The organism is Burkholderia lata, from assembly GCF_000012945.1.
Taxonomy (GTDB): Bacteria; Pseudomonadota; Gammaproteobacteria; order Burkholderiales; family Burkholderiaceae; genus Burkholderia; species Burkholderia lata.
Genome location: NC_007511.1, coordinates 2570157 through 2594153, shown reverse-complemented (window position 1 = coordinate 2594153; position 23997 = coordinate 2570157). Strand labels below are relative to the sequence as shown.

Here is a 23997-nt window from a genome sequence, read left to right as displayed (position 1 = left end):
GGGCAGCGAGCGTTGCCCGCCCGGCCGACAGGAGAACCAACGATGAAAATTTCCGTGCTCGTTCCGACCTATCGGCGTCCCGCCGACCTCGCGCGCTGCCTGCTGGCGCTGCAGCGGCAGCATCGGCTGCCCGACGAGGTGATCGTCGTCGCGCGCCCGGAGGATGACGCCACGCACGAACGGCTCGCCGATCCGGCGGTCGGCGGCGCGCTGCCGCTGCGCATCGTGCCGGTCGACGTGCCGGGCCAGGTCGCCGCGCTGAACAAGGGGCTCGACTCGGCGAACGGCGACATCGTCGCGATCACCGACGACGACGCTGCGCCGCACCCCGACTGGCTCGCGCGCGTCGAGTCGGCGTTCGAAGCCGATCCGCGCGTGGGCGCGGTCGGCGGGCGCGACTGGGTGCACGAGAAGGGCCGCGTGCTCGACGAATCGCGCGAGCTCGTCGGCCAGCTCACGCTGTCCGGCAAGATCGTCGGCAACCATCATCTCGGCGTCGGCGGCCTGCGCGAAGTCGACATGCTGAAAGGCGCGAACATGAGCTACCGCCGCGCCGCGATCGAGCGGCTGCGCTTCGACACGCGGCTGCGCGGGGCCGGTGCGCAGGTGCACAACGACATGGGTTTCAGCATGCACGTGCAGCGCGACGGCTGGAAGCTCGTCTACGACCCGGCGATCGCGGTCGATCATTTCCCGGCCGAGCGCTTCGACGACGACCGGCGCGATGCCGCGTCGCTGAATGCGATCAGCAACGGCGCGTACAACATGCACCTGATCCTGCGCGAGCATCTGCCGCCGGTCCGGCGCGAGATCGCGTGGTGGTGGTGGACGCTGGTCGGTACGCGCGTCTACCCGGGCCTCGCGCACGTGCTGCTGTCGCTGCATACGGCGAAGCGCGAGCGGATCCGCGAGCACTGGCGCGCGGTGCGCCGCGGCGCGCGCGACGCTCGCCGCGCCAACCTTGCCCCCCATCGTGCGGCGATGCCGCCGGTGACGTCTTGAACGCGCCGCGCGCGCAACGCCGCGCGGCCGAACCCGGAGGAGGGCTCGAATGACTGCAACCAAGGTCCACGTTCACCTGTTTTACGGCGCCGATCCGCGTACTTACCGGAAAGGCGAGAACATCGGCTGCCTGTACGGCTATCACCATGCCGAATCCGACGAATTCCGGCTGACCTATTCGCAGGACGGCGGTGAGAGCCGTGTCGCCAGCCTCGCGCGCCGCGCGCTGAAGGCGGCGCTCGGCTTCGACGTCGTGCATGCGTGGCGCAACCGCGCCGCGCTGCTGAACACCGACGTGATCTGGACGCACACGGAGCAGGAGCACCTGGCGGCCTCGCTGATCCTGAAGCTCGCCGGCGCACAGGGCAAGCGCCCGCTGCTGCTCGCGCAGAGCGTGTGGCTGTTCGACAAGTGGAACAGCTTCGGCGGCCCGCGCCGCTGGCTGTACCGCAAGCTGATCGCGCGCGCCGACGCGCTGACCACGCTGGCCCGCGACAACGCCGACCTGTGCCGCCGCTATCTCGGCCGCGACGCCGAGTTCGTCTACTACGGGCTGAACACGCAGGATTTCCCGATCACCGAGCCGCAGCAATGGCAACCGAACCGGCCGCTGCGGATCGCGGCGATCGGCAACGATCGCGATCGCGACTGGCGCACGTTCCTCGCCGCGTTCGGCGGCGACGAGCGCTACGACGTACGACTCGCGACGCGCCGCCGCGTGCCGCGCGAGTGGCATGCGCCGAACGTGAAGATCGGCTCGGCATCGGGGCTCGCGAAGCAGCACGAGCTGTACGCGTGGGCCGACGTGATCGTCGTGCCGCTGCGGCCGAACTTCCATGCGTCGGGCATCACCGTGATGCTCGAGGCGGCCGCCGTCGGCAAGCCGATGATCGTGTCGGACGTCGGCGGGCTCAGCGATTATTTCCCGCACGATACGGCCGCCTATGTGCCGGCGTTCGACGCGCAGGCGATGCGCCAGGCCGCCGATCGCTTCGTGGCCGATCCGGTCGCTGCGCTCGGCTGCGCGCAGGCTGCCGCCGCGTGCCTGCGCGATCGCGACCTGACCACGCAGGCGTTCGCCGAGCAGCACGTGCGGATCACGCGCGACATGCTGCGCCGGCGCCGGACGCCGGCAGCCGCGGGCCGGGCGATGCCGCTCGCGGATTCGCGCCCGTCGTCGCGGTGAGAGCGGATCGATGAGTACGATTACCGCCGAACGCGCACCGTCGCGCAAACGCAACTGGCTGCCCGAGCCGAAGCATTGGGTCGGGCAGGCCGGGCTGTGGACGTTCACGGCCGCGCTGATCGCCATTCACCAGGGCAAGGTACTGACGCTCGCGTTTCCGGTGCTGGCCATCGCGGTCGGCATCTGGCTGTATTTCAAGAGTCCGGCGCGCTACGTCGGCTTCATGTGGTGGGTATGGTTCCTGAGCCCGGAAGTGCGGCGTCTCGCCGACTGGTCGAAGGGCGCGTTCACGCCGACGAGCCTGATCCAGGTCGCGCCACTCGCGGTGACGATGATCGCCGGCCTAGGGCTGATCCGGCATTACCGCGTGCTCGCGCAGCGGCGCGGGATCCCGATCCTGCTGATGCTGTTCGGGCTCGCGTACGCGTACCTCGTCGGGATCGTGTCGAGCGGCGTGATGGCCGCGACCTACGACCTCGCGAACTGGGTGTACCCGGTGCTGATCGGCTTTCACATCATGGTCAATGCACGCGACTACCCCGAGTACCGCGACGTGCTGCTGTCGACGTTCATGTGGGGCATGCTCGTGATGGGCGTGTACGGCGTCGTGCAGTACTTCGTGATGCCGCAGTGGGACGTGCTGTGGATGATCGGTTCCGACATGGGCTCGCAGGGCGAGCCGGTGCCGTACGGCGTGCGCGTGTTCAGCACGATGAACTCGTCGGGGCCGTTCGCGTTCGCGATGATGGGCGCGCTGGTGTTCGTGCTCGCGGCGCCGCAGAAGATCCGCTGGTTCGCCGGGGCAGCCGGTTTCGTGTCGTTCGCGCTGTGTCTCGTGCGCTCGACATGGGGCGGCTGGGTGATCGCGCTCGCGATCCAGCTCGCGCAGTCGAACAACCGTGTGCGGATGCGGATCCTGATCAGCGGTGTCGTGCTGGTCGGGCTGTGCGTGCCGCTGCTGACCGTCGGGCCGGTGGCCGATCGGCTCGGCGCGCGTCTGCAGTCGATCACGAACCTGAAGGACGACCGCAGCTACGACGACCGCAACAAGTTCTACGCCACCTTCGCACAGACCGCGTTCACCGACGTCGCCGGCGAAGGGATGGGCGCGACGGGTGCATCCACGAAGCTGTCGAGCGACAGCGGCGAGCTCGGCAAGTACGGCAGCTTCGACAGCGGCGTGATGAACGTGCCGTTCGTGCTCGGCTGGCCCGGCACGCTGCTGTATCTCGCCGGCGTCGTGATGCTGTTCGGCCGCACGCTGCGCGCGGCGTTCAAGCTGCGCAAGGACAAATTCGTCGGTGCGTGCCTGAGCCTGTGCCTGTCGACCTTCGCGATGCTCGTGTTCACGAACTCGCTGATCGGCACGGGCGGCCTGCTGATGTTCACAGCCATTTTTTCGATTCTTTCCGCGGCGCACTGGCAAAAGGCACAACGCCTGCTGGGCGCCGCGCGTTTACGGGGAGGCGACCATTGAGAATCGCGATCGTCACGCACGTCGTGCGACATAACGACGGGCAGGGCCGCGTCAATTACGAAATCGCGCGCGCGGCGCTGGCCGAGAACTACGAGGTCACGCTGGTCGCGTCGCATGTCGCGCCCGAGCTGCTGGCCGACCCGCGCGTGCGCTGGGTGCCGGTGAAGGTCGGCGGCTTCTGGCCGTCGAATCTCGTCAAGCAGCAGGTGTTCGCGCTGAAGAGCGCGGCCTGGCTGCGCGCGCACCGCAGCGAATACGACGTGCTGCACGTGAACGGCTTCATTTCGTGGATCAAGGCCGACGTGAATACCGCGCACTTCGTGCATGGCGGCTGGTTCAAGAGTCCGTACTATCCGTTCGGGCCGACGAAGGGACTGTGGTCGGCTTACCAGTATGTCTATACGCGCGTGAACACCACGCTCGAACGCTGGGCGTACCGGCGTTCGCGCGCGATCACGGCCGTATCGCAGAAGGTGGCCGACGAGATCGCCGGGCTCGGCATCGACAGCCGCAAGATCAGCGTGATCTACAACGGCGTCGACGCCAGCGCGTTCGCGGGCGCACAGGCCGACCGTGCGGCGTTCAAGCTGCCGGACGATGCGTTCCTGCTGCTGTTCGTCGGCGACCTGCGCACGCCGCGCAAGAACCTCGGCACCGTGCTGAAGGCGCTGACGAAGCTGCCGGCGAACGTGCACCTGGCGGTGGCCGGCTACCTGCCGGGCAGCCCGTACCCGGAGGAAGCGCGCGCGCTCGGCATCGATTCGCGCGTGCATTTCCTCGGTCTCGTGAAAAACATGCCGACGCTGATGCGCTCGGTTGACGCCTACGTGTTCCCGTCGCGCTACGAAGCGATGAGCCTGTCGCTGCTCGAGGCGATGGCGGCCGGGCTGCCGGTCGTCACCGCGCGCACGGCGGGCGGCGCGGAAATCATCACGCGCGAGTGCGGGATCGTGCTGGAGGATCCGGACGATCCGGCGGCGCTCGCGCAGGCGATCGGCTCGCTCGCGGCGTCGCGCGACACCTGTCGCGCGATGGGCGAAGCCGCCCGCGAACTGATGACCCGTTTCGGCTGGGCGCACATGGGCGCCCAGTATGTCGCGCTCTACCGGCGCATCGGCCAACCCACGCAGCCGTCCGCCTTCGAGCGGGCGGAGCATGCAGTCACGCAGGAGCAAACGTGATGTCCCAATCTTCCCGGCCGATCAAATCGTTGCAAATCGGCATGCACTGGTTCCCCGAACGCGCGGGTGGCCTCGACCGGATGTACTACTCGCTCGTCGGCGCGCTGCCGGGCGCGGGCGTCGAGGTGCGCGGGCTCGTCGCCGGCTCGCCGAAGGTTGCCGACGACACGGACGGTGCGATCCAGGGCTTCGGCCCCGCATCGGAGTCGCTCGCGCGCCGGATGCTCGCCGCGCGGCGCGCGCTGCGCGAGGAGATCCGCAGCGAGCGGCCGGACGTGATCTCGTCGCACTTCGCGCTGTACACGTTCCCGGGCCTCGACGTCACCCGCGGGATTCCGCAGGTGTCGCACTTCCAGGGGCCGTGGGCCGACGAAAGCCAGGTCGAGGGCGCCGCGTCGCTCGGCCAGCGCGCGAAACGCTATCTCGAACAGGCCGTCTATACGCGTTCGTCGCGGCTGATCGTGCTGTCGCAGGCGTTCGGCCAGATCCTGACGAACCGCTACGGGATCGATCCGTCGCGTGTGCGGGTGATTCCCGGCTGCGTCGATACCGCGCAGTTCGATACGCCGCTCACACCGGCCGAGGCGCGGCACAAGCTGCAACTGCCGCAGGACCGGCCGATCGTGCTGGCCGTGCGCCGGCTCGTGCGGCGCATGGGGCTGGAGGACCTGATCGATGCGATCGGCCTGCTCAAGCACCGTCACCCGGACGTGCTGCTGCTGATCGCCGGCAAGGGCAAGATCGGCGAGGAACTGCAGCAGCGCATCGATGCGGCCGGGCTGCAGGACAACGTGAAGCTGCTCGGCTTCGTGCCCGACAACCATCTCGCGGCGCTGTACCGCGCGGCGACGGTCAGCGTCGTGCCGACGGTCGCGCTCGAAGGCTTCGGGCTGATCACCGTCGAATCGCTCGCGTCCGGCACGCCCGTGCTGGTCACGCCGGTCGGCGGGCTGCCGGAGGCGGTGGCCGGGCTGTCCGACGATCTCGTGCTGCCGTCCACGGGCGCGGATGCGATCGCGGAAGGGCTCGGTGGCGCGCTGTCGGGCGCGATCACGCTGCCCGACGAGGCTGCATGCAAGCGCTATGCACGTGATCATTTCGACAACGCGGTGATCGCGCGGCGCGTGGCCGGCGTGTACGAAGAGGCGATCCAGGCGGCAGGCTGAGTGCGCCGCGGCGCGCAGCCTGCGCGCCGAACCGAATGCCGAACCGGCGCGCGTGCGCGGCCGGTTCGCGTGCCGGCCGCCCGCGAAGGGCGTGCCGGCCTTCTCCATCCGATCGGCAGCGCCGGCACGCGTCACGCGCGCCTGAGCGTCGCGGCCCAGACGCCGAGCGCCGCCATGCTCACAACCGCGCCGAGCACGCAGACGCCCGTCCATCCGGCGCGCGCATACATCATCGTCGACGCAATCGCGCCGAGCCCGCTGCCGGCCGAATAGAACAGCATGTAGCAGCCGACGAGGCGCGCATGCGCATCGGGCCGCGCGCCGAGAATCATGCTCTGGTTGACGACGTGGACGGCCTGCCCACCGACATCGAGCAGCACGATGCCGACGATCAGCCATGCAATCGACGTATCGCCGAACGCGAGCGGCAGCCACGAGCACGCGAGCAGCGCGAGCGCGGCGCCCGTCGTCGCTTCGCCGCGCCCGCGATCCGCGAGCCGGCCCGCGCGGGCGGCCGCCGCCGCGCCCAGCGCGCCGACCAGGCCGAACGCACCGATCTGCGTATGCGACATCGCGTGCGGCGGTGCGCTCAGCGGCAGCACCAGCGCGCTCCAGAAGATGCTGAAGGCGGCGAACATCAGCAGCGCGATCGCGCCACGCACACGCAGCACGCGCTCATTGCGCAGCAGCGCCACCATCGATCGCAGCAGCGCCGCATAACCGATGCGTTCGCGGGGCCCGTTCTCGTTCGGCAATAACCGCGACAGCACGACGAGCATCACGATCGCGAGCGCCCCCGACACCAGATAGACGGCCCGCCAGCCCGCGATATCGGTGACGACGCCCGCCAGCGAGCGGGCGGCCAGCAACCCGACCACGACGCCGCCCTGTGCGGCGCCCACCACGCGCCCGCGTTCGCCGGCGCCCGCGAGCGCGGCCGAGCACGCGATCAGCCCTTGCGTCATCGCGGTGCCGAGCAGCCCGACCGCGACCATCCCCGCCAGCAGCGCGACGCGCGTCGATGATGCGGCGACACCGATGCAGGCCGCCGTCAGCAGCAGGAGTTGCACGGTGATCAGGCGCTTGCGGTTCAGCAGGTCGCCGAGCGGCACGACGAACAGCAGCGCGAGCGCGCAGCCGAGCTGCGTTGCGGTGATGACGCCGCCGACGGCCGCCTGCGACACGCCGAAATCCCGCGCGATCGAATCGAGCAGCGGCTGCGCGTAGTAGACGTTCGCGACACTGGCCGCGCAGCAGACGGCCAGCAACGCGACGCGCGCCGAGGACAGGCGGCCGCCGTCGGCCGGATGCGCAGCATGTGTCGGCACGTTCGATGCAACGGTGCCGGAATGACAGGAAGATTCCACGGGTTCCCTCGTGCAAAGTAGTTGCAAATTGAAATTGGTATGGAGTGTAGGAAAAGTAGTTTTAAAATGCAACCTGTTGTGTGGCGGGCGGTGGCTCGTGCACGGATGGCCGGCGTTGCCGCGAAGGCGGCCGGCAAGATTGCGGAGAGGAACATGGCCAGGCAGAAAAGTCTTGCGGATTCGCCGTGCCCGGTGGCGCGGGCGACCGATATCGTCGGCGATCGCTGGGCGTTGCTGATCGTGCGCGATGCGTTCGACGGCGTGCGCCGGTTCGGCGATTTCCGCGCGAGCCTCGGCGTCGCGAGCAACATCCTGTCCGACCGGCTGAAGATGCTGGTGGACGCCGGTGTGTTCGACGTCGTGCCGGCATCCGACGGCACCGCGTACCAGGAGTACGCGCTGACCAAAAAGGGTGAAGGGCTGTTTCCGGTGATCGTGATGTTGCGGCAGTGGGGCGAGGCGAACCTGTTCGCGCGCGGCGAGCCGCATTCGGTGCTGGTCGACCGCAGCACCGGGCGCGCCGTTCGCAAGCTCGCGCTGCGGCATGACGACGGCCGGCCTTTGAAGGCGGCGGAGACGGTCGTGAGAAAAGTCGGCGACGAAGCCGACGCGCCGCGGCGATAAGCGTCGTGCGCGACGGCTGCACCGTCCGCTAGACTGTCGCGATCGTCGTTGACCGGAGCCGCATCGCCATGTCCCACCCGCTGGATTCTGCCGGCTATCGGCAATTGCTCGACCTGCAGCGTCGTATCCACGACTACCGCGAGCGCGAGGGTGCCGAGGACGGGCGCGATCATGCCGATCCGGCGGAGCCGCTTTGGCAGACCGATTTCAACCATCTGACCGTCGCGCCGATGCGGGCCGGGCTGCATGTCCGGTACTTCGGCGGCGCGTGGGACGAACCGTTCGACTGGACGCTGCAATGCCTGGCAGAGCGAGACGTCGCGGATCTCGTGACCGACCTCGCGTTCAGCGGTGTGGACGAAGGCGCGAACGGCACGCGCGAATGGGATTTCGGTCCGCTGCTCGATTCGGGTGCGCACTTCCCGATGCTGCGCTCGCTGTATGTGCGGCCGACCGAGCCGGCCGATCACAACCAGTCGATGATCGTGCGCCGCGACCTGATCATGCAGGAGGGCGGCGAGATTGCCCGCTTTGCCGCGAAGGCGCCGTTTCTTACCGAGCTGACGGTGCCGAATGCACCCGACGCGCGTTTCTTCGACGTACCGCTTTCACATCTCGAGCGGCTGCGCATCGGCGGTGGCGACGACACGCAGCAGTTCATCGATCGTCTTGCGGACAGCGACAACCTGTCGTCGCTCGGCTGGCTGGATTTCTCCGAATCGACGGCGTTGCACTCGACGTGGAAGCGCGAGCGCGATGCCAACAGCGTGACGTCGTTCGCCGCCTACGAGCGCTTGCTGAAGAGCCGGGCCGGCCAGCGGCTCCACACGCTGACGCTGAGAAACACCTGTCTCGATCGGGAGGCGCTCGAAGCGCTGCAGGCACTGCATCCGCGGCTGTCGTTCATGGTGATCCAGGCCGGCAGCGGCGGCTATGTGAGTCACTTCAAGGGCAACGTGTTTCCGTGGCGTCACCTGATCCAGCGCGACCCCGGCGACGCATGACCGCACCCGTTCAGTCGGCCGCGGCCACCGCCTGATGCGCGGGCGATGCGCCGCGATGCGCATCGGGTCGCACCAGCGTCGCGAGCAGCGCGGCGGTGACGAGCAGCGCGACCGACACGCCCGTTTCGATCCGCAACCCGTCCACGACCTGCGCTGCGCCGCCACCGCCGGCGAGCGCGCCGAACGCGGCCACGCCCATCGCGCCGCCGGCCTGCCGCGCGGTATTCAGCACGGCCGACGCGATGCCGGCCCGCTCGGGCGCGACCGACGCGAGCACGGCGGTCGTCATTGCCGGCACCGCGAAACCCATGCCCGTCGGAATCAGCAGGAACGGCACGAGCAGGACGGCCAGCGGCGTCGACGCGTCGATGAAATGCAGCGACCCGTAGCCGAGCGCGGCGACGAGCGCACCGGCCAGCATCGGCGCCCGTGGGCCGTGGCGCGCCACGACGCGGCCGCTTGCGAGGTTCGACAGCAGGAAGCCACCCGTCAGCGGCAGGAACGCGAGGCCGGCCTGCAACGCCGATTCGCCGCGTGCGCGCTGCAGGTACAGCGCGAGCACGAACACGGTGCCGTAGTACGTGAGGTTCACGCAGATCCCGAACAGCACGGCCGCGCTGAACGTGCGATGGCGGAACAGCGACAGCGGCAGCATCGGCGTGGCCGTGCGCGCTTCCACCGCGACGAACGCGAGCGCGGCGAGTGCGGCCAGCGCGAAGCCACCGGCGACGACCGGATGCGTGAAGCCGAGCGGCCGCCATTCGATCACGGCACCGGTCAGCGCGGTCAGCATCGCGATCGCGATGAACTGGCCGCGCAGGTCGAGTGAGCGGATGGAACGGGCGGGCGCGGCCGGCGCTGCCGCTGCACGGCGCGCGGGGATCCATGCAAAGGCGGCCGCCAGCCCGGCCGCACACAGCGGCAGGTTCACGAGGAAGATGCCGCGCCAGCCCCACGCCGCGATCAGCAGGCCGCCGACCACCGGGCCGGCCGCGATCGAAATCGAGCCGGCCGCCGTCCACCCGCTCACGGCTCGCGCCCGCAGGTGCGGGTCGTGCCGGCATGCGTCGTTGAGCAGCGCGAGCGAATTGGGCAGCATCGCCGCGGCGCCGACGCCTTGCAGCGCGCGCGCCGCGATCAACATCGCGGGTGCGCTCGCGGCGCCGCACGCGAGTGATGCCAGCGCGAACAGCACGAGGCCGGCGATGTACAGGCGGCGTGCGCCGAAGCGGTCGCCGAGCGCGCCGCCCGACAGCATCAGTACCGCAAACGCGAGCGTGTACGCATCGACGACCCACTGCAGGCCGGCAACCGGCAAGTGCAGGTCGCCGGCGAGATGCGCGAGCGCGATGTTGACGATCGTCACGTCGAGCTGCGTGACGACGAAACCGGTGCTGACGGTCGCGACGACGCGGGCGAGCGCGGAAGGGAAGGCGGGGGTGGGGGCGGTCGTATCCATGTGTCAATCGTAGGACGCGACCGGCAGGCGATGTTTCAGCGGGACGTGAAGCGTCGAAACGCCGGATACGAAGCAGGGGGAGCGCAGCGGGAACGGAAAAGGCTGCGGCCGGGCCGGCGCGAATGCGATTGGCCGAAGAACCGTGCCGCTACGGGCATCGATGCGCGCTCAGCGCGGGCCGGCTGCTGCGTTCAATGCCGCTCGCCGCGCCAGCGTCCCGGCGCCACGCCGAAGCGCTTCGTGAACGCGTGCGTGAACGTGCTTTGATCCGCGAAACCGACCATCCCGGCGATATCGACGAGCGGATACCGGCCGTCCGCGAGCAGGATCACGGCCGCGTCGAGCCGGAGCCGCTGCAGGTAGCGGTGCGGCGTTTCGCCGAACGCTTCGACGAACAGTTGATGAAAGCGGCGCATCCCGTAGCCGCAGTGCGCGGCGAGATCGGCGATGCGCAGGGGCTCCGCAAGCCGTGCACGCAGCCAGCGGTCGATGCGCGCGAAATCGAGGCCCGAAGCGGGTGCGGCGATGGCGCGTTCGTCGAGCAGCGCGCCACACAGCCGCGCGGCGGCCTGCCACTGGAAACGGTGCGCGGCCGCGTGCTGCGCGTCGCCGGCGCTTGCGCCGAGTTGCGCGGCGGCCGCGGCGATCTGCGCGACCAGCGACGTCAGTGCCGGATCGATCGTCACGGCGCGCGCGCTGTCGAACAGCCGCTGCGGCACCGCGAGCGAGGCGAGGGGAAGGTTGAGCACGAGCTGGCGGTTCTCGCCCAGGCCCGCGTAATCGTGGCGCGCGCCGGCCGGAACCAGCCACGCGCCGTGCCGGTCGAGACGCTGGCTGACGCCGTCCACCGCCATCACCATCGCACCGTCGATGCCGAGCACGATCTGGTGAAAGTCGTGCACGTCCGACGCTTCGAGCGTGTCGTAGCGTTGCAGTGCGACGGTGGGGGACGGAAGGTGTGCCATGGGGCAGGGCGTCAGCAGGCGGCTCGAATACCGTGTCAGATGTCGAGCAGTTCGACTTCGAACACGAGCGTGGCATTCGGCGGAATCACGCCGCCTGCGCCGCGCGGGCCGTAGCCGAGTTGCGGCGGGATCGTCAGGCGACGCACGCCGCCGACCTTCATGCCCTGCACGCCTTCGTCCCAGCCCTTGATGACCATGCCGCCGCCGAGCACGAACGCGAACGGGTCGTTGCGATCCTTGCTCGAGTCGAATTTCTGACCGTCGGTCAGCCAGCCCGTGTAGTGGACGCTGACGGTCTGGCCGGCTTGCGCTACGTCGCCGGTGCCTTCGGTCAGGTCTTCGTATTTGAGGCCCGATTCGGTCGTGATGACAGACATGACTTCTCCTGAAAAAGGATGGGTAAAACCGCTATTGTAGGCGAGCGCGCAGCGGGCCGCCGCTCATGGCTTTCGGCCGATCGCGCGCGTGTCGCGGACGGCGCCGGGCACCCACGGCCGCGGTCGCCCGAAATGCAAATGGAACGCCTGTTTGAATTTTTCCCGAGCCTCGCGACAGCGGTTGCACCGTACGCGTGCGACGCGTGTATGAATCGGTGCTACCGGGGTGCCCGGCAGCGTGCCGTGCGGCGCCGCCGATTTCCGTGAAACGCCCGCCACTCGGAGCTTTCGGGCCATCTGCATGACACGGCAGCGAGCCGCGCATATCGCTCCCGAGCCACTGCGCGCGTTCGAATCCCGCCTCGTCCGGACGCCGTTCGAGCGCCGTTTTTTCCGCCTTTTCGACCGTGCCCTGTTTGGAAGCGCGCATCTACCGCGCGGCTTGCGTGCGCCGCCGCGGGCGGCCTATCTTTACAGCTGTCGATGTCAAGATTTTGGCGGTGCGTGACGCGCCGCCCGAGCCCGCGCCGGCGGCGTCGGACGATGCGCCGGGCCGCTCCGGAACCAGGAGAACGATGAACATGAAGTCAGCCGCTTCCGCCACCGCAGCCGGGATCATGCCGGTGCGCCGCGACCTGCGCTTCGACCTGCCGGTCGAACGCGCGAAGGACTGGCATGGCCTCGGGTCGCACGTGACCCATTTCTTCAACGCGCTGTCGCTGCTGTTCCCGGCCGGCGAGCGTTTCTTCATGGATTCGGTGCGCAACTACCGCGACCGGATCGACGATCCCGTGCTGAAGCAGCAGGTGCTCGGCTTCATCGGCCAGGAGGCGATGCACACGCGCGAGCACGTCGAGTACAACGAGCTGATGCAGGCGAACCACCTGCCCGCGCGCAAGCTCGACAAGCGCGTGTGGACGGTGCTCGGCTACATGAAGCGCAAGCTGCCGCATTCGGTGCAGCTCGCGCATACGGTCGCGGCGGAGCACTACACGGCGATGCTCGCCGACTGGCTGCTGCGTGACCCGACGCGCCTCGACGGCTCGGTCGAGGGCTACCGCCAGATGTGGATCTGGCACGCGCTCGAGGAAACCGAGCACAAGGCCGTGTCGTTCGACGTATGGAATGCCGCGATGGAACCGGGGCTGCGCCGTTACCTGATCCGCATCGGCGTGTATCTGCTGACGACGCTGACGTTCTGGCCGACCGTGTTCCTGATGCACGCGACGCTGCTGTGGCGCGATCGCGGCGCCGGCCATCACGTGCGCGGCATGCTGCGGATGATCGCGTTCCTGTACGGGCCGCGCCGCGGGCTGTTCCCGCGCATCGCCGGCGAATGGCTGAGCTTCTTCCGGCCGGGCTTCCATCCGTGGGACCACGACAATCACCACCATCTGGCGCGCGTCGACGCGCTCGCGGCCACCTATGGCGAACAGGGCGGCACGCCGGCCGGCCGCGGCCGCGCGAACGCGCCGGCGCCGCTCGCATCGGGCCGCTGAGGCCGCCGCTGCGCCAGCATGCACGGCATCGGGCCGCGCATGTTGCGTGCGTGCATCAGCCGCGTTCCTCTGACGATTGACCGAAATCAATTCGCACCGGCTGCACGGGCGCCTGGCGGGCCCGTCGATCCGTTGCGCACGCATGCGCGGGTGAGCCGATCCGGCGTGCGCCGCATCGCCCGCGAGTGCCACGCGCCAGCACCGGCGCGGCTGTGCGCGCCGCGCAGCCGCCCGTTCAGGGTTCTCGCCGCATACGCCACCGGGATAACACCCATCTAGCCGCGCGCCGGCCGCATCGTTATACCGTTCATGACAATGTCCACCTCACGCGCGATTCATGCACGGGGGGATTTTATTCGGACGGAAATGCGGCCAATATGTCGGTTCGATCGAGGTCCGTCGCGCGCGACGGCGAGCCGGCGCGATACCAACGCCAAGCGGGGAACAACGATGGTTGCTAGGTCACCTGACGCAAACGGGCAAGCGGTGTCCGAGATGACGCATGTGTCCGTCACCGCGCCCGAAGACGGACGCAAGCTGTTCGTGATCATGCGTTCGCCCGATGAGCCGTTGCTTGCGCAACTGCGCGGGCTCGGCTGGGAAATCTCCGTCGCGAAGACGGCCGGCGCCGCGCAGAACATGACATCCGGCGTGAGCGTTGCCGCCGGCCTGGTCGATTTCACCGGGTTCACGTCGCGCGACTATCCCGCGCTGAAGGCGTGCCTGAGCCAGCCGTCGATCGGCTGGATTTCCATCGCGCAGGCCGGCATCACGATCACGCCCGCGGTGCGCGAGCTGATCCGCAGCTATTGCTTCGATTACGTGACCCTTCCGTTGCCCTACGAATGGATTTCGCACGTGCTCGGGCATGCGCGCGGGATGGCCGCGCTCGATCGCGTCGACGGCGCGGCCTATGCGGCGTCGATCGGCGAACACGGGATGATCGGCAACTGCGAGGCGATGCAGCAGCTGTTCAGCACGATCCGCAAGGTCGCGAAGACCGACGCGAGCGTGTTCATCTCGGGCGAGTCGGGCACCGGCAAGGAGCTGACGGCGCTGGCGATTCACGAGCGCTCCGGCCGCGGCAAGGGGCCGTTCGTCGCGATCAATTGCGGCGCGATTCCGCATCACCTGCTGCAGTCGGAATTGTTCGGCTACGAGCGCGGTGCGTTCACCGGCGCGAACCAGCGGCGCGCGGGCCGGATCGAATCGGCGAACGGCGGCACGCTGTTTCTCGACGAAATCGGCGACATGCCGGTCGAAAGCCAGGCGAGCCTGCTGCGATTCCTGCAGGAAGGGAAGATCGAGCGGCTCGGCGGGCAGGAATCGATTCCGGTCGATGTGCGGATCATCTCGGCTACCCACGTGGATCTCGACGGCGCGGTCGAGGGCGGGCGCTTCCGCGCGGACCTTTATCACCGCCTGTGCGTGCTGCGCATCCACGAGCCGCCGCTGCGCGCGCGCGGCAAGGACATCGACATCCTCGCGCACTACGTGCTGCAGAAATTCAAGTCCGACAGCGGCCGCAAGATCAGCGGCTTCACGTCGGCCGCGCTCGATGCGATGCGCCGCTACGAGTGGCCCGGCAACGTGCGCGAGTTGATCAACCGCGTGCGGCGCGCGATCGTGATGGCCGAGAGCCGGCTGCTGACGCCGCACGATCTTGGGCTCGACACACCGGGCGAAACCGAGCCGGTGACGCTCGAACAGGCACGGGCGCTCGCCGAGCGCACCGCGATCGAGAATGCGCTGCTGCGCAACGATCACCGCATCAACAAGGCCGCGGCCGAACTCGGCATTTCACGCGTGACGCTCTACCGGATGATGATCGAGCACGGGCTGAACGATCACGACAACAACGGCGGGAACGGCGACAACGGCGGTCACGACGGCACGCCGTCCGGCGACGCGGGGCATCAGCGGGTCGGCTGAGCGGCGCACGTGCGGCGCGTGAACCGGCTCAGCGATAGGTCCAGAGCCGGTGCAGCACGAACGTGACGGGCGGCACGCACAGCACGACCGCGACGATGCTCCACGCGCGGGCGAGGCCGAGCGTCTCGGTGCCGTGCGCCAGCAGCATCGTCATGCCGAGGCCGGCCATCGCGACGGCGAGAAAGCGCACGAAGTTGCCCCACGTCACGGGCGACGAAAAACTCCACAGCGTGTTGGCGAGATACGAGAACGCGGTCGAGCAGGTGAATGCGACCGCGTTCGCGCTCACGGGCGTCGCGTCGAATAGCGCGAACATCGCGGTCGCGATCAGCGCATGCAGCGCGGTCGAACCGACGCCCGACACCCCGAAGCGAATCAGCCTGGCGCGTTCGGCGGTATGGAGGGGGCGGATCATCGGGCGCGGTCGTTCGGGCGGCGTGGTGGCGTGTGGAGCGGTATCACGGGGTGCCGCATGCGCCGGCAACAGGTGCCGACGCAAACATGACGCGCGCCGGTTTCGCAGTATAGCCATGCGGTCGGCCAACCCGGCACCGGCCGATGGATGCGCGGACAACCCGCGGCTCGCGTACCGCCGACGGCATGTAAAGCGCATGAAACATTTCGCCTCGGCAGCCCGGCCAATTTGCTCGGCAAATCGGGGTGAACGGCCGGCTGCCTATCGGTAAAAATGCCGCGCTGCATTGTTCAGCCTTATCCGGCAAGGCCGGGCCGCCGCGCGGCCGATGCATGCCGCGCGCCGCGTGTTTCAGTTTCGTAACTTCCCGCCTTCCGCACCCGTTCCGGCCGCCACGCTGCCCGGTCAAACCCTTGTCCGGACGGGCTCGCGCGAAGCTGGCCCGCTCCTTGCGAAAGTGGGCGTGCGAAAGGTGACGATGCACGGTCCGTCCGGTTCGGCAGCGAACCCTGTCAGTACCGGTGAGGACACAGTCCGCGGGGATGCGGCGGCGGAGCGCGGCACGACAGCCGCGTTCCGGCGAGCACGGAGCGTCGTCGCCTGATCGTCGGAGCACCGGCTTCGTCCGGTTGCTGGAACAACCATCAGACTGATACGGGGAAGAAAAATGATCGATCGCCACACGCCGCGGCCGGCAGGCCGCGATCGCAGTGATTCGGAGCATCGCCGGTCGAACGTCGTTCTCGCAGCCGGCCGGCATGCATCGACAGGCCATCTCTCCGCGCCCGGTGCGAGGCGGATCCGGCTGATTGCCGGTCATCCGCGCCGGGTCGGCACTTTCCTGCACGCGAACCCGATACGCAAGGGCATGTGCGCACGGGCGCCGGTACCTCGACGCCCGATCTTCGCCTATTGACTGAAGCTGCACGATATTCGTTCACGTCGGGCATTGCCCACGCGAACGATCGATCTGCAATCCGAATGAAATGCGCAGCGTCGTGCCGCACGGACGACGGATGATGCATGCGATGTGACGGCAAACGGCATCATGCGCTCGCCGTCCGGTTGTGAGGGGAGGGGCGGTCGGACGCGCGCGACGGGAGTGGCGCCCGTACGCGCGCGACGCCGTTTCAGCCGCCGTAGATGTCGAAGTCGAAGTACTTCGACGCGAGCCGCTTGTAGGTACCGTCCTTGACCATGTCGAGGATGGCGCCGTCGATCTTCGCCTTCAGGTCGGTGTCCTCCTTGCGCAGCCCGATGCCGGCGCCGATGCCGAGCACCTTGTCGTCGACGAGCTCGGGGCCGACGAACGTGTAGTTCGCGCCGCGCGACGATTTCAGGAACCCGATGGCCGCCTGCACTTCATCCTGCAGCGCTGCGTCGAGGCGGCCCGAGGTCAGGTCCGCGTACACGCCATCCTGGTTCTGGTACGACACGACGTTCGCGCCTTGCTTGCCCCAGTACGCCTTCGCGTACGTTTCCTGCGTCGTGCCCTGTTCGACGCCGATCGATTTGCCCTTCAGCGATTCGGCCGTCGGCAGCAGCGGCGAGCCCTTCTTCACGACGAGCCGCGTCGGCTGGTTGTAGATCTTCGTCGTGAAGCCGATCTGCTGCGCGCGCTGCGGCGTGATCGACATCGACGACAGCACCGCGTCGAACTTCTTCGCCTTCAGCGCCGGAATCATCCCGTCGAAATCGTTCTCGAGCCACACGCACTTCGCCTTCAGGCGCGCGCAGATCTCGTTGCCGAGGTCGATGTCGAAGCCGACGAGCTTGCCGTCGGGTGCCTTCGACTCGAACGGCGCGTAGCTGGCGTCGGTGCCGAAGCGGATCGTGGTCCAGTCCTTCGCGACGGCGGGGCCTGCGGATACCGCGAGCAGGGCGATCGAAACAGCGGCAATCAGTCTCTTCATGGTGCGTTCCTTGGCGGGTGCTTCCGGGTTCTGTGCGACACGGTTTCACGGACACGAACCGCGTCTGCGCGCGGTGTCCGCACGGCCATTAACGCAGAAAATAAAATCAGAGTCCAGAATGGACAAAAAATATCGTTTCGTCGGATGGGCGGACCGATCGGCGGGTCTCGACCCTTGCAAAAATACGAAAATGGACTAATCTTGTTAGTAAATTCGTTTCGAGACTAACGGTCATGTCACAGCCCGCCTATGAATCGCACTCCGCCCCGCCGCAGGCCTCGGTCGCGCAGATGTCGGCGGCCGGCCTCCGTGCGTTTTTCAACATCGCACGCGACTGGGAACTGACGATCGACGAGCAGATCGTGCTGCTCGGGTCGCCCGGCCGTTCGACATTCTTCAAGTGGAAGGCCACGCCGGAATCGGCGCGGCTGCCGCGCGATACGCTCGAGCGCCTGTCGCTGCTGCTCGGCATCTACAAGGCGCTGCAGATCCTGCTGCCGCAGCCGGCCGCGGCCGATGCGTGGGTCAAGCGGCCCAACGACGCGGCGCCGTTCGGCGGCAAGCGCGCACTCGACCGGATGCTTGCCGGCAACGTCGGCGATCTGGTCGCCGTCCGGCAATATCTCGACGCGATGCGAGGTGGCTGGGCGTGACAATGCCGATCCAAGCACAACAATGGCCCACGACGGCGGTCGACTGGGCGCCAGCCTATCGCGTGATCCCCACTCGTTTTCCGGCGATCAACCTGTTCGACCGCGTGGCCTCGGCGGACGATTTCGACGCGCTTTACGCGCTCGAATCGCTGACCAACGACCGCATCCGCAATGAAGTCGGCGCACTCGATCTCGTGCCGCCCGCCGAGCGCCGCTACGGGCAGGGCTGGGGGCCGATCATGGCCGCGTTCACGCACCTGAATCCGCAGGGCAGCCGCTTTTCCGACGGTAGCTATGGCGTGTTCTACTGCGCGCGTTCGCGCGATACGGCGATCGCCGAAACGCGGTATCACAGCGCGCTGTTCCTGGAAGCGACGAAGGAGCCGCCGATGCGCCAGCAGATGCGGCTCTATACGGTGATCGCACAAGGCGACGTGGCCGACCTACGCGCGTGGCCGAAACGCGATCCGGCGTTGCTGCACCCGCTCGATTACAGCGCCGGGCAGGCGCTCGGCCGCGCGGTGCGCAATGCGGGCGGCGCGGGGATCGTCTATCCGTCGGTGCGCGACCCGCGCGGCGAGTGCCTGGCGGCGTTCCGCACCGCGCTGCTGCGCGACTGCCATCACGCGGCCTACCTCGAATACAACTGGAACGGCTCGGCCGTCGATGCGGTGTTCGAGCTGAACCAGGTCGGCTAGCGCGCGCTTGCGGGCATCAAGGCATCAAGGCATCAAGGCAGCGGCCAGTCGCCCGCGTGGCGTTCGCGCGCTTCGGCCTGCGTCATCGACCAGGTGCGTCCGGTGCGCGGCTCGGCGAGCGTGAGCCGCCCGGCCGGCGCGAACGCGCCCGTGTCGATGAACCACTGCGCGCCGATCCGCTGCGGCGCGCGCACCGGCGTGTGCCCGGTGCAGGTCAGCGACAGCCCGGCCTGCCGCGCCGGATCGGCGAGCCCCTGGACGAGATCGCGGCCCCAGATCAGCCGCTCGCGCACGTCGTGCGCATAGCTGCCGGTGTCGAGATCGGCGTCCGAGCCGAAGAATTCCGCATGCAGCACGTTGAAGCGCCCGGGGCCGTCGCCGATCACGCGCACCAGCGGCAGCGCGTCGACGCGCGCTGCATGTGCGTGCAGCCGTTCCGGCGGCAGGTCGGCGCCCCAGTCGCCGCCGATCCCGCGCCACGCGTCGGGCGACAGCTTGCCGCGCGCCACGAGGCTCATCACTTCCTCGTGATTGCCGCGCACCACGTGGCACCACGGGCGGTCGAGCAGGTCGAGCGTGGTTTCGGAGGCAGGGCCGCGGTCGACGAGGTCGCCGACCGAGAACAGGCGGTCGCGGGCCGGATCGAAGCGGGTGTCGTGCAGCAGCGCGCGCAGCACATCCACGCAGCCGTGCAGGTCGCCGACGACGAAGTCGCGGCCGACCGTGTTCGCCGGATGGTGGCAGAGGGGGGCGGTGGCAGTCATCCCATTATCTTAGGCGCTCGTGCCCATCGCCACGTCACGATGGAATGACGATAATCGGGGCAGTACCCGCCGGTGCGGCGCAGCGGGCGATCCCGCACGCCGGCCGAAACCTTTCCATCCGCTTTCGGAATCACACGATGACGCTCTATCCGCAGGTATTACGCAACCGGCCGCGCATGGTCGCGGCGTTCGTCGCCGGCGTGCTGTGCGCGCTGCTGCTGCCGTTTCAGCTGCGTCCGACCGTGCGTGCGCTGATCGGCTGGGATTGTGCGATCTGGCTGTATCTCGTGCTGATGTGGGTGCGCATGGTCACCGCGCACCATCACAAGGTGCGCGAAGTCGCGATCCGCGAGGATGAAAACGCGACGACCGTGCTGACCGTCGTGTGTCTCGCGACCGTCGCGAGCGTTGCCGCGATCGCGATCGAGCTCGCGACCGCCAAGAGCGTGGGCTTCAGCGCGGGGCTCAGCCACTACGCGATCACGGCCGCGACGCTGTTCGGCGCGTGGTTCCTGATCCCGACGATCTTCACGCTGCACTATGCGCGGCTCTATTACGGCTCGCCGAGCGGCGATCGCGCGCTGCGCTTCCCGGACCAGAACCCCGAACCCGATTACTGGGATTTCCTGTATTTCGCGTTCACGATCGCGGTCGCGTCGCAGACGGCCGACGTGTCGATGACGAACCGCTCCGCACGGCGCTCGGTGCTCGCGCAGTCGATCCTGTCGTTCTACTTCAACATGGCCGTGCTCGGGCTGTCGATCAACGTCGCGGCGGGCCTGCTGAGCTGACGCAGGCCGAGGTCATCCACAGCGTTACTTGAGCAGGTCGTACGGGCCGCCGCGCTCCAGCGCCCGCTGGTACGCGGGCCGCGCGTGGATCGCGTCGAGGAAGCGCGCGATCGCGGGATACCGGCTGCCGCCCCCGCGCGCGGTCGCGGCTTCGAGCGGAAAGCTCATCTGGATGTCGGCTGCGCTGAAGCGATCGCCAACGAACCAGCCGGTGCGGCTCAACGTGTCGTCGAGATAGCCGAGATGCAGGGCGATCTGCGGATCGACGAAGCTCGACTGCAGCGTGTCCGCGATCTTGCGCGAGATCGGCCGGGCGAAGAACGGCATCGGCGCATGCGCGATCCGCAGCGCGACGAGCTTGAGCAGCAGCGGCGGCATCGCCGACCCTTCCGCGTAGTGCAGCCAGTACGTGTAGTCATGCCGCTCGGGCGTGCCGGGCGGCGGCGCCAGGCGCCCGTTGCCGTAGCGTTCGACCAGGTATTCGATGATCGCGCCCGATTCGGCGTACGTGCGGCCGTCGTCGGTGACGACCGGCGACTTGCCGAGCGGATGGATCGCGCGCAACTCGGGCGGCGCGAGCATCGTTTTCGGATCGCGTGCGTAGCGCACGATCTCGTACGGCACATCCAGTTCTTCGAGCAGCCAGAGCACGCGCTGCGAGCGCGAGTTGTTCAGGTGATGGACGGTGAGCATGTCGACGCCGGAAGTGGGGGCGGGAACGACATCATACCCAGCGCGCGTGGCGCGTACGAGAAACGCATCGCGCGCCGCGACGAGCTGCGCCTGGCCGATCGCGCCTAGCCGACCGCGCCTGGCCGGCCGCCCCGCTTCATCATGCGCGCCGCACCGCGATCCACGCGCCCCAGAACAGGCTCGCGAAAAAGCGCAGCGGCGCATCGAAACCCGCATCGCGCAGCAGGCCGAACACGGCGTCCTCCGACGCGGGCGGATCGGCGCCCTGCAGGATCTTCGCGAGTTGCGCGCGCACCGCGTCGGGCGTCGCGCCTTTCATGCGCCAGCGCTGCTGCCATGCGTCGAGCAGGCGAGGGTGGTCCGCGTAGCGGCGATGGTTGCCGGCGAGCACGAGCGGCGCGCCGGGTTTCAGGCGTCGCGCGATCGCGTGCAGCAGCGCCGCCTTCGCTTCGTCGCCGGGGACGTGATGCAGCACGCCGATCAGCGTCGCGCCGTCGAACGCGGGCGTATCGGGCAACGCATCGACGCCGTCTTCGACGAACGCCGTGCGTGTGCCGCAGCCCGCGGCCTCGACGTTCGAGCGCGCCAGCGCGAGCATCGGCGCGGACGGGTCGACGGCCGTGAACCGCCAGCCCGGCTCGAGTGCGGCCGCCACGCAGATTTCCTGCCCGGTGCCGCCCGCGCCGGCAACGAGGATCCGCGCCTCGGGTGCAGCGATTGCCGATGCGAGCACGCACGCGGTGAGCTCGTGGCACGCATCGTAGCCGGCGAGCGCGATACGGGATTGCTCGGCGTATTCGTGCGCGCGTGCCGGATCGAATTTGGCGGCGCTGGCGGGAAGCGACATGGCGGGTTCCTCGGGTCGGGCGCGGACGACGCGTCCGCGAGCATGGCGCAGAGCGTAAGCGTGCGCGACCGCTGCAACAAGGCGAGCAGTCATTCCGGTATGGCGGCTACCCGACTCGTCGGGACCTGCATGCGTGCGGGTTTTCCCGGGGTCGATTCGTATTTAAAAATGTCCGGGAGCGATGCATCGCGGTGGCGAAACCGGCGCATACTCGGTTCTCTCCCCCCGCCTGGCCGTCGCTTGCCGGGCCCCGATGCGCCGCGCCCCGCTGGCGCGGCCATGCCGCTCGGTACGCACGAGGAGCGCATGATGTCCGATTGTCCGCACGATCCGTATGCGCAGCACTACATTCACTGCTTGCCGTTTGGCGCCCAGCCCTGTGGCGCGCTTGGCGTGTCGCCGCGCACGCATTTTCGCGTGTGGGCGCCGGGCCGCACGCAGGTCCAGCTCGAACTCGATACCGGCTTCGGCCCGTTGCTCGTCCCGATGACGGCGGCCGGCACGAACTGGTTCGAAGTCTTTGCCGATTGTGGTGCGGGTGCGCTTTACCGCTATCGCCTCGACGATGCGGTATCGATTCCCGATCCCGCGTCGCGCTCGCAACCCGAAGGGCTCAACGGCCCGAGCCAGGTCGTCGATCCGCGCGCGTTTACGTGGCGCAACACGTTCTGGCACGGGCGCGCGTGGGAAGACATCGCGCTCTATGCGATTCGTCCGCACGCGGTGGGCGGCTTCGACGGCGTGCGCCGGCGCTTGCCGCAACTCGCGCGCCTCGGCGTGACCGCGCTGGAGCTGCTCGCGTCGCCGCACGACAGCCTGCCGTTCGCGCCGCTCGCGGCGGAAGGCGGCCCCGACGCGCTGAAGGCGCTGATCGACGACGCGCACGGCTACGGTCTCGCAGTGCTGCTGGAGCTCGACTATGCGCGCTTCGGCAGCGGCACCGATGCGCTGCGTCACTACGCAGCACCGTTCTTCCATACGCGCGACGATCCGCTGCAGGCGCCGCCGCTCGCGCTCGATCATCCGGAAGTCTGCGATTTCTTCTGCGACAACGCGCTGTACTGGATCGACGAGTACCGTTGCGACGGGCTGCGGCTGCGCGAAGCCGACCGGATCGGCGTGTCGTGGCTGCGCGAGATCGCGGACCGCGTGCGCGCGGCCGTGCCGGCCGACCGGCTGATCCATCTCGTACTCGGCAGCGAGCGGCATCCGGCGCATCTTGCCGATACCCATTTCGATGCGCAGTGGAACGGGTGCGGCGAACGTGCGCTGCACCGGCTGACGGGGCGCGATCCGTCGGCCCACGAAGGCATTTCCACGCACCAGTCGATCCACACGCTTGCCCGCGCGCTGACCGCGGCCGGGGCCGCATTCCAGCCGGCCGGGTCGGGAGAAGGCATGGCTGCCGACAGCGGGCTGTCGTTGACGTCGCTGGTGCTGTCCGATGGCGCGTGGCGCGACAGCGGGCAGGGCGACCACGGGCAGGAGGCCGGTCTGGCCGCACTTGCGCTGTCGCTGCTCACGCCGCAGATTCCGTTGATCTTCGATGAAACCGCGCGCGATGCCGATCGCGCGCATTTCGTGCAGTCGGCGCTCGCGGTGCGCGCGAAGTTGATCGCGCCGCGATTGTCCGATTGCCGGCCGCAGGAGGCGCATGCGCTGAAGTCGGACGGCGATGGCGATGCCGACGCGCTGCTCGCATCGTGGCGGCTCGCCGACGACGAGACGCTGACGATCGCGTTGAACCTGTCGCCCGAGGCGGTACCGTTCGACGCACCGAGAGGGCGAGTCGTGTTCGAGACGCCGGCGCGTGCGCGCGACCGGGTCGATGAAGGGGTGTTGCCGCCGTATGCGCTCGTCGCGTGGCTGACGGGTGACGTCAACCGGTATGCGCTCACGCACGATGCGCGTCGCATCGACGACGGCATGTGGCGCGGAATGCGTCCGAACCTGAACGCATGACGATTTGAGCGAGTAAAAGAAT

At 68.6% G+C, this 23997-nt stretch carries 22 protein-coding genes; 13 read left to right on the top strand and 9 right to left on the bottom strand.

The window, feature by feature from the left end:
• The first annotated feature begins 42 nt into the window (after positions 1–42).
• Genes BCEP18194_RS34085 through BCEP18194_RS34065 form a run of 5 tightly spaced genes read left to right on the top strand, consistent with a single transcriptional unit; the run spans position 43 to position 6012 of the window.
• Complete coding sequence (locus tag BCEP18194_RS34085) at positions 43–1002, top strand: glycosyltransferase family 2 protein (RefSeq protein ID WP_011355864.1); 960 nt, start codon at positions 43–45, stop codon at positions 1000–1002.
• Positions 1003–1051: 49 nt separating this feature from the next.
• Entirely contained in the window at positions 1052–2188 is a 1137-nt protein-coding gene (locus BCEP18194_RS34080) for a glycosyltransferase family 4 protein (protein ID WP_011355863.1), read from the top strand.
• A gap of 10 nt (positions 2189–2198) precedes the next feature.
• On the top strand, positions 2199–3665 hold the full coding sequence (locus BCEP18194_RS34075) for an O-antigen ligase family protein (protein WP_011355862.1): 1467 nt from the start codon (positions 2199–2201) through the stop codon (positions 3663–3665).
• On the top strand, positions 3662–4846 hold the full coding sequence (locus tag BCEP18194_RS34070) for a glycosyltransferase family 4 protein (protein ID WP_011355861.1): 1185 nt from the start codon (positions 3662–3664) through the stop codon (positions 4844–4846). The genes BCEP18194_RS34075 and BCEP18194_RS34070 overlap by 4 nt, the downstream gene beginning before the upstream one ends.
• Positions 4846–6012 carry a glycosyltransferase family 4 protein gene (locus BCEP18194_RS34065; RefSeq protein WP_011355860.1) on the top strand — a complete coding sequence of 389 codons (1167 nt, stop codon included), beginning with the start codon at positions 4846–4848 and terminating at the stop codon, positions 6010–6012. The genes BCEP18194_RS34070 and BCEP18194_RS34065 overlap by 1 nt, the downstream gene beginning before the upstream one ends.
• Before the next feature lie 131 nt (positions 6013–6143).
• On the opposite strand, the gene BCEP18194_RS34060 is transcribed toward BCEP18194_RS34065, so the two are convergent.
• Positions 6144–7379 (bottom strand): MFS transporter, encoded by a 1236-nt coding sequence (locus tag BCEP18194_RS34060; RefSeq protein ID WP_041493357.1) that lies wholly within the window; start codon positions 7377–7379, stop codon positions 6144–6146.
• Between the two features lie 153 nt (positions 7380–7532).
• Here BCEP18194_RS34060 and BCEP18194_RS34055 point away from each other — a divergent pair, with 153 nt between their 5' ends.
• Together BCEP18194_RS34055 and BCEP18194_RS34050 are read left to right on the top strand one after the other, a co-directional pair.
• Entirely contained in the window at positions 7533–8003 is a 471-nt protein-coding gene (locus BCEP18194_RS34055) for a winged helix-turn-helix transcriptional regulator (protein WP_011355858.1), read from the top strand.
• 68 nt (positions 8004–8071) lie between these two features.
• Positions 8072–9007: a hypothetical protein gene (locus BCEP18194_RS34050; protein WP_011355857.1), complete on the top strand. Its 936-nt coding sequence runs from the start codon at positions 8072–8074 to the stop codon at positions 9005–9007.
• Between the two features lie 10 nt (positions 9008–9017).
• Here the strand turns inward: BCEP18194_RS34050 and BCEP18194_RS34045 are convergent, their stop codons facing one another.
• From BCEP18194_RS34045 to BCEP18194_RS34035, 3 genes are all read right to left on the bottom strand, one after another.
• Positions 9018–10466, bottom strand: coding sequence for an MFS transporter (locus BCEP18194_RS34045; protein ID WP_011355856.1), 1449 nt, complete (start codon positions 10464–10466; stop codon positions 9018–9020).
• Positions 10467–10657: 191 nt separating this feature from the next.
• Complete coding sequence (locus BCEP18194_RS34040) at positions 10658–11431, bottom strand: helix-turn-helix transcriptional regulator (protein ID WP_011355855.1); 774 nt, start codon at positions 11429–11431, stop codon at positions 10658–10660.
• A 35-nt stretch (positions 11432–11466) separates the two neighbouring features.
• Positions 11467–11808, bottom strand: coding sequence for an FKBP-type peptidyl-prolyl cis-trans isomerase (locus tag BCEP18194_RS34035; protein ID WP_011355854.1), 342 nt, complete (start codon positions 11806–11808; stop codon positions 11467–11469).
• A gap of 581 nt (positions 11809–12389) precedes the next feature.
• Here BCEP18194_RS34035 and BCEP18194_RS34030 point away from each other — a divergent pair.
• Positions 12390–13307 (top strand): metal-dependent hydrolase, encoded by a 918-nt coding sequence (locus BCEP18194_RS34030; RefSeq protein WP_041493629.1) that lies wholly within the window; start codon positions 12390–12392, stop codon positions 13305–13307.
• A 450-nt stretch (positions 13308–13757) separates the two neighbouring features.
• A complete protein-coding gene (locus BCEP18194_RS34025) occupies positions 13758–15239 on the top strand; it encodes a sigma-54 dependent transcriptional regulator (RefSeq protein ID WP_011355851.1) in 1482 nt (493 codons plus the stop codon).
• Positions 15240–15267: 28 nt separating this feature from the next.
• Here BCEP18194_RS34025 and BCEP18194_RS34020 read toward each other — a convergent pair whose 3' ends face one another.
• Together BCEP18194_RS34020 and BCEP18194_RS34010 are read right to left on the bottom strand one after the other, a co-directional pair.
• Entirely contained in the window at positions 15268–15654 is a 387-nt protein-coding gene (locus tag BCEP18194_RS34020) for a GtrA family protein (protein WP_011355850.1), read from the bottom strand.
• Between the two features lie 1130 nt (positions 15655–16784).
• Complete coding sequence (locus BCEP18194_RS34010) at positions 16785–17567, bottom strand: ABC transporter substrate-binding protein (RefSeq protein ID WP_011355847.1); 783 nt, start codon at positions 17565–17567, stop codon at positions 16785–16787.
• Positions 17568–17800: 233 nt separating this feature from the next.
• On the opposite strand from BCEP18194_RS34010, the gene BCEP18194_RS34005 reads away from it, so the two are divergent.
• Together BCEP18194_RS34005 and BCEP18194_RS34000 are read left to right on the top strand one after the other, a co-directional pair.
• Positions 17801–18220 (top strand): MbcA/ParS/Xre antitoxin family protein, encoded by a 420-nt coding sequence (locus tag BCEP18194_RS34005; RefSeq protein ID WP_011355846.1) that lies wholly within the window; start codon positions 17801–17803, stop codon positions 18218–18220.
• Positions 18221–18222: 2 nt separating this feature from the next.
• Positions 18223–18918, top strand: coding sequence for an RES family NAD+ phosphorylase (locus tag BCEP18194_RS34000; RefSeq protein ID WP_011355845.1), 696 nt, complete (start codon positions 18223–18225; stop codon positions 18916–18918).
• 32 nt (positions 18919–18950) lie between these two features.
• Here the strand turns inward: BCEP18194_RS34000 and BCEP18194_RS33995 are convergent, their stop codons facing one another.
• A complete protein-coding gene (locus tag BCEP18194_RS33995; RefSeq protein WP_011355844.1) occupies positions 18951–19682 on the bottom strand; it encodes a metallophosphoesterase in 732 nt (243 codons plus the stop codon).
• 137 nt (positions 19683–19819) lie between these two features.
• On the opposite strand from BCEP18194_RS33995, the gene BCEP18194_RS33990 reads away from it, so the two are divergent.
• Positions 19820–20473 (top strand): DUF1345 domain-containing protein, encoded by a 654-nt coding sequence (locus BCEP18194_RS33990; protein ID WP_011355843.1) that lies wholly within the window; start codon positions 19820–19822, stop codon positions 20471–20473.
• Between the two features lie 24 nt (positions 20474–20497).
• On the opposite strand, the gene BCEP18194_RS33985 is transcribed toward BCEP18194_RS33990, so the two are convergent.
• Both BCEP18194_RS33985 and BCEP18194_RS33980 read right to left on the bottom strand, forming a co-directional pair.
• On the bottom strand, positions 20498–21166 hold the full coding sequence (locus BCEP18194_RS33985; protein WP_011355842.1) for a glutathione S-transferase: 669 nt from the start codon (positions 21164–21166) through the stop codon (positions 20498–20500).
• 139 nt (positions 21167–21305) lie between these two features.
• Complete coding sequence (locus BCEP18194_RS33980; RefSeq protein WP_041493355.1) at positions 21306–22013, bottom strand: class I SAM-dependent methyltransferase; 708 nt, start codon at positions 22011–22013, stop codon at positions 21306–21308.
• Between the two features lie 309 nt (positions 22014–22322).
• Here BCEP18194_RS33980 and BCEP18194_RS33975 point away from each other — a divergent pair, with 309 nt between their 5' ends.
• Positions 22323–23975, top strand: a complete 1653-nt coding sequence (locus BCEP18194_RS33975) for a DUF3459 domain-containing protein (RefSeq protein ID WP_041493628.1) — start codon at positions 22323–22325, stop codon at positions 23973–23975.
• Positions 23976–23997: the final 22 nt, after the last annotated feature.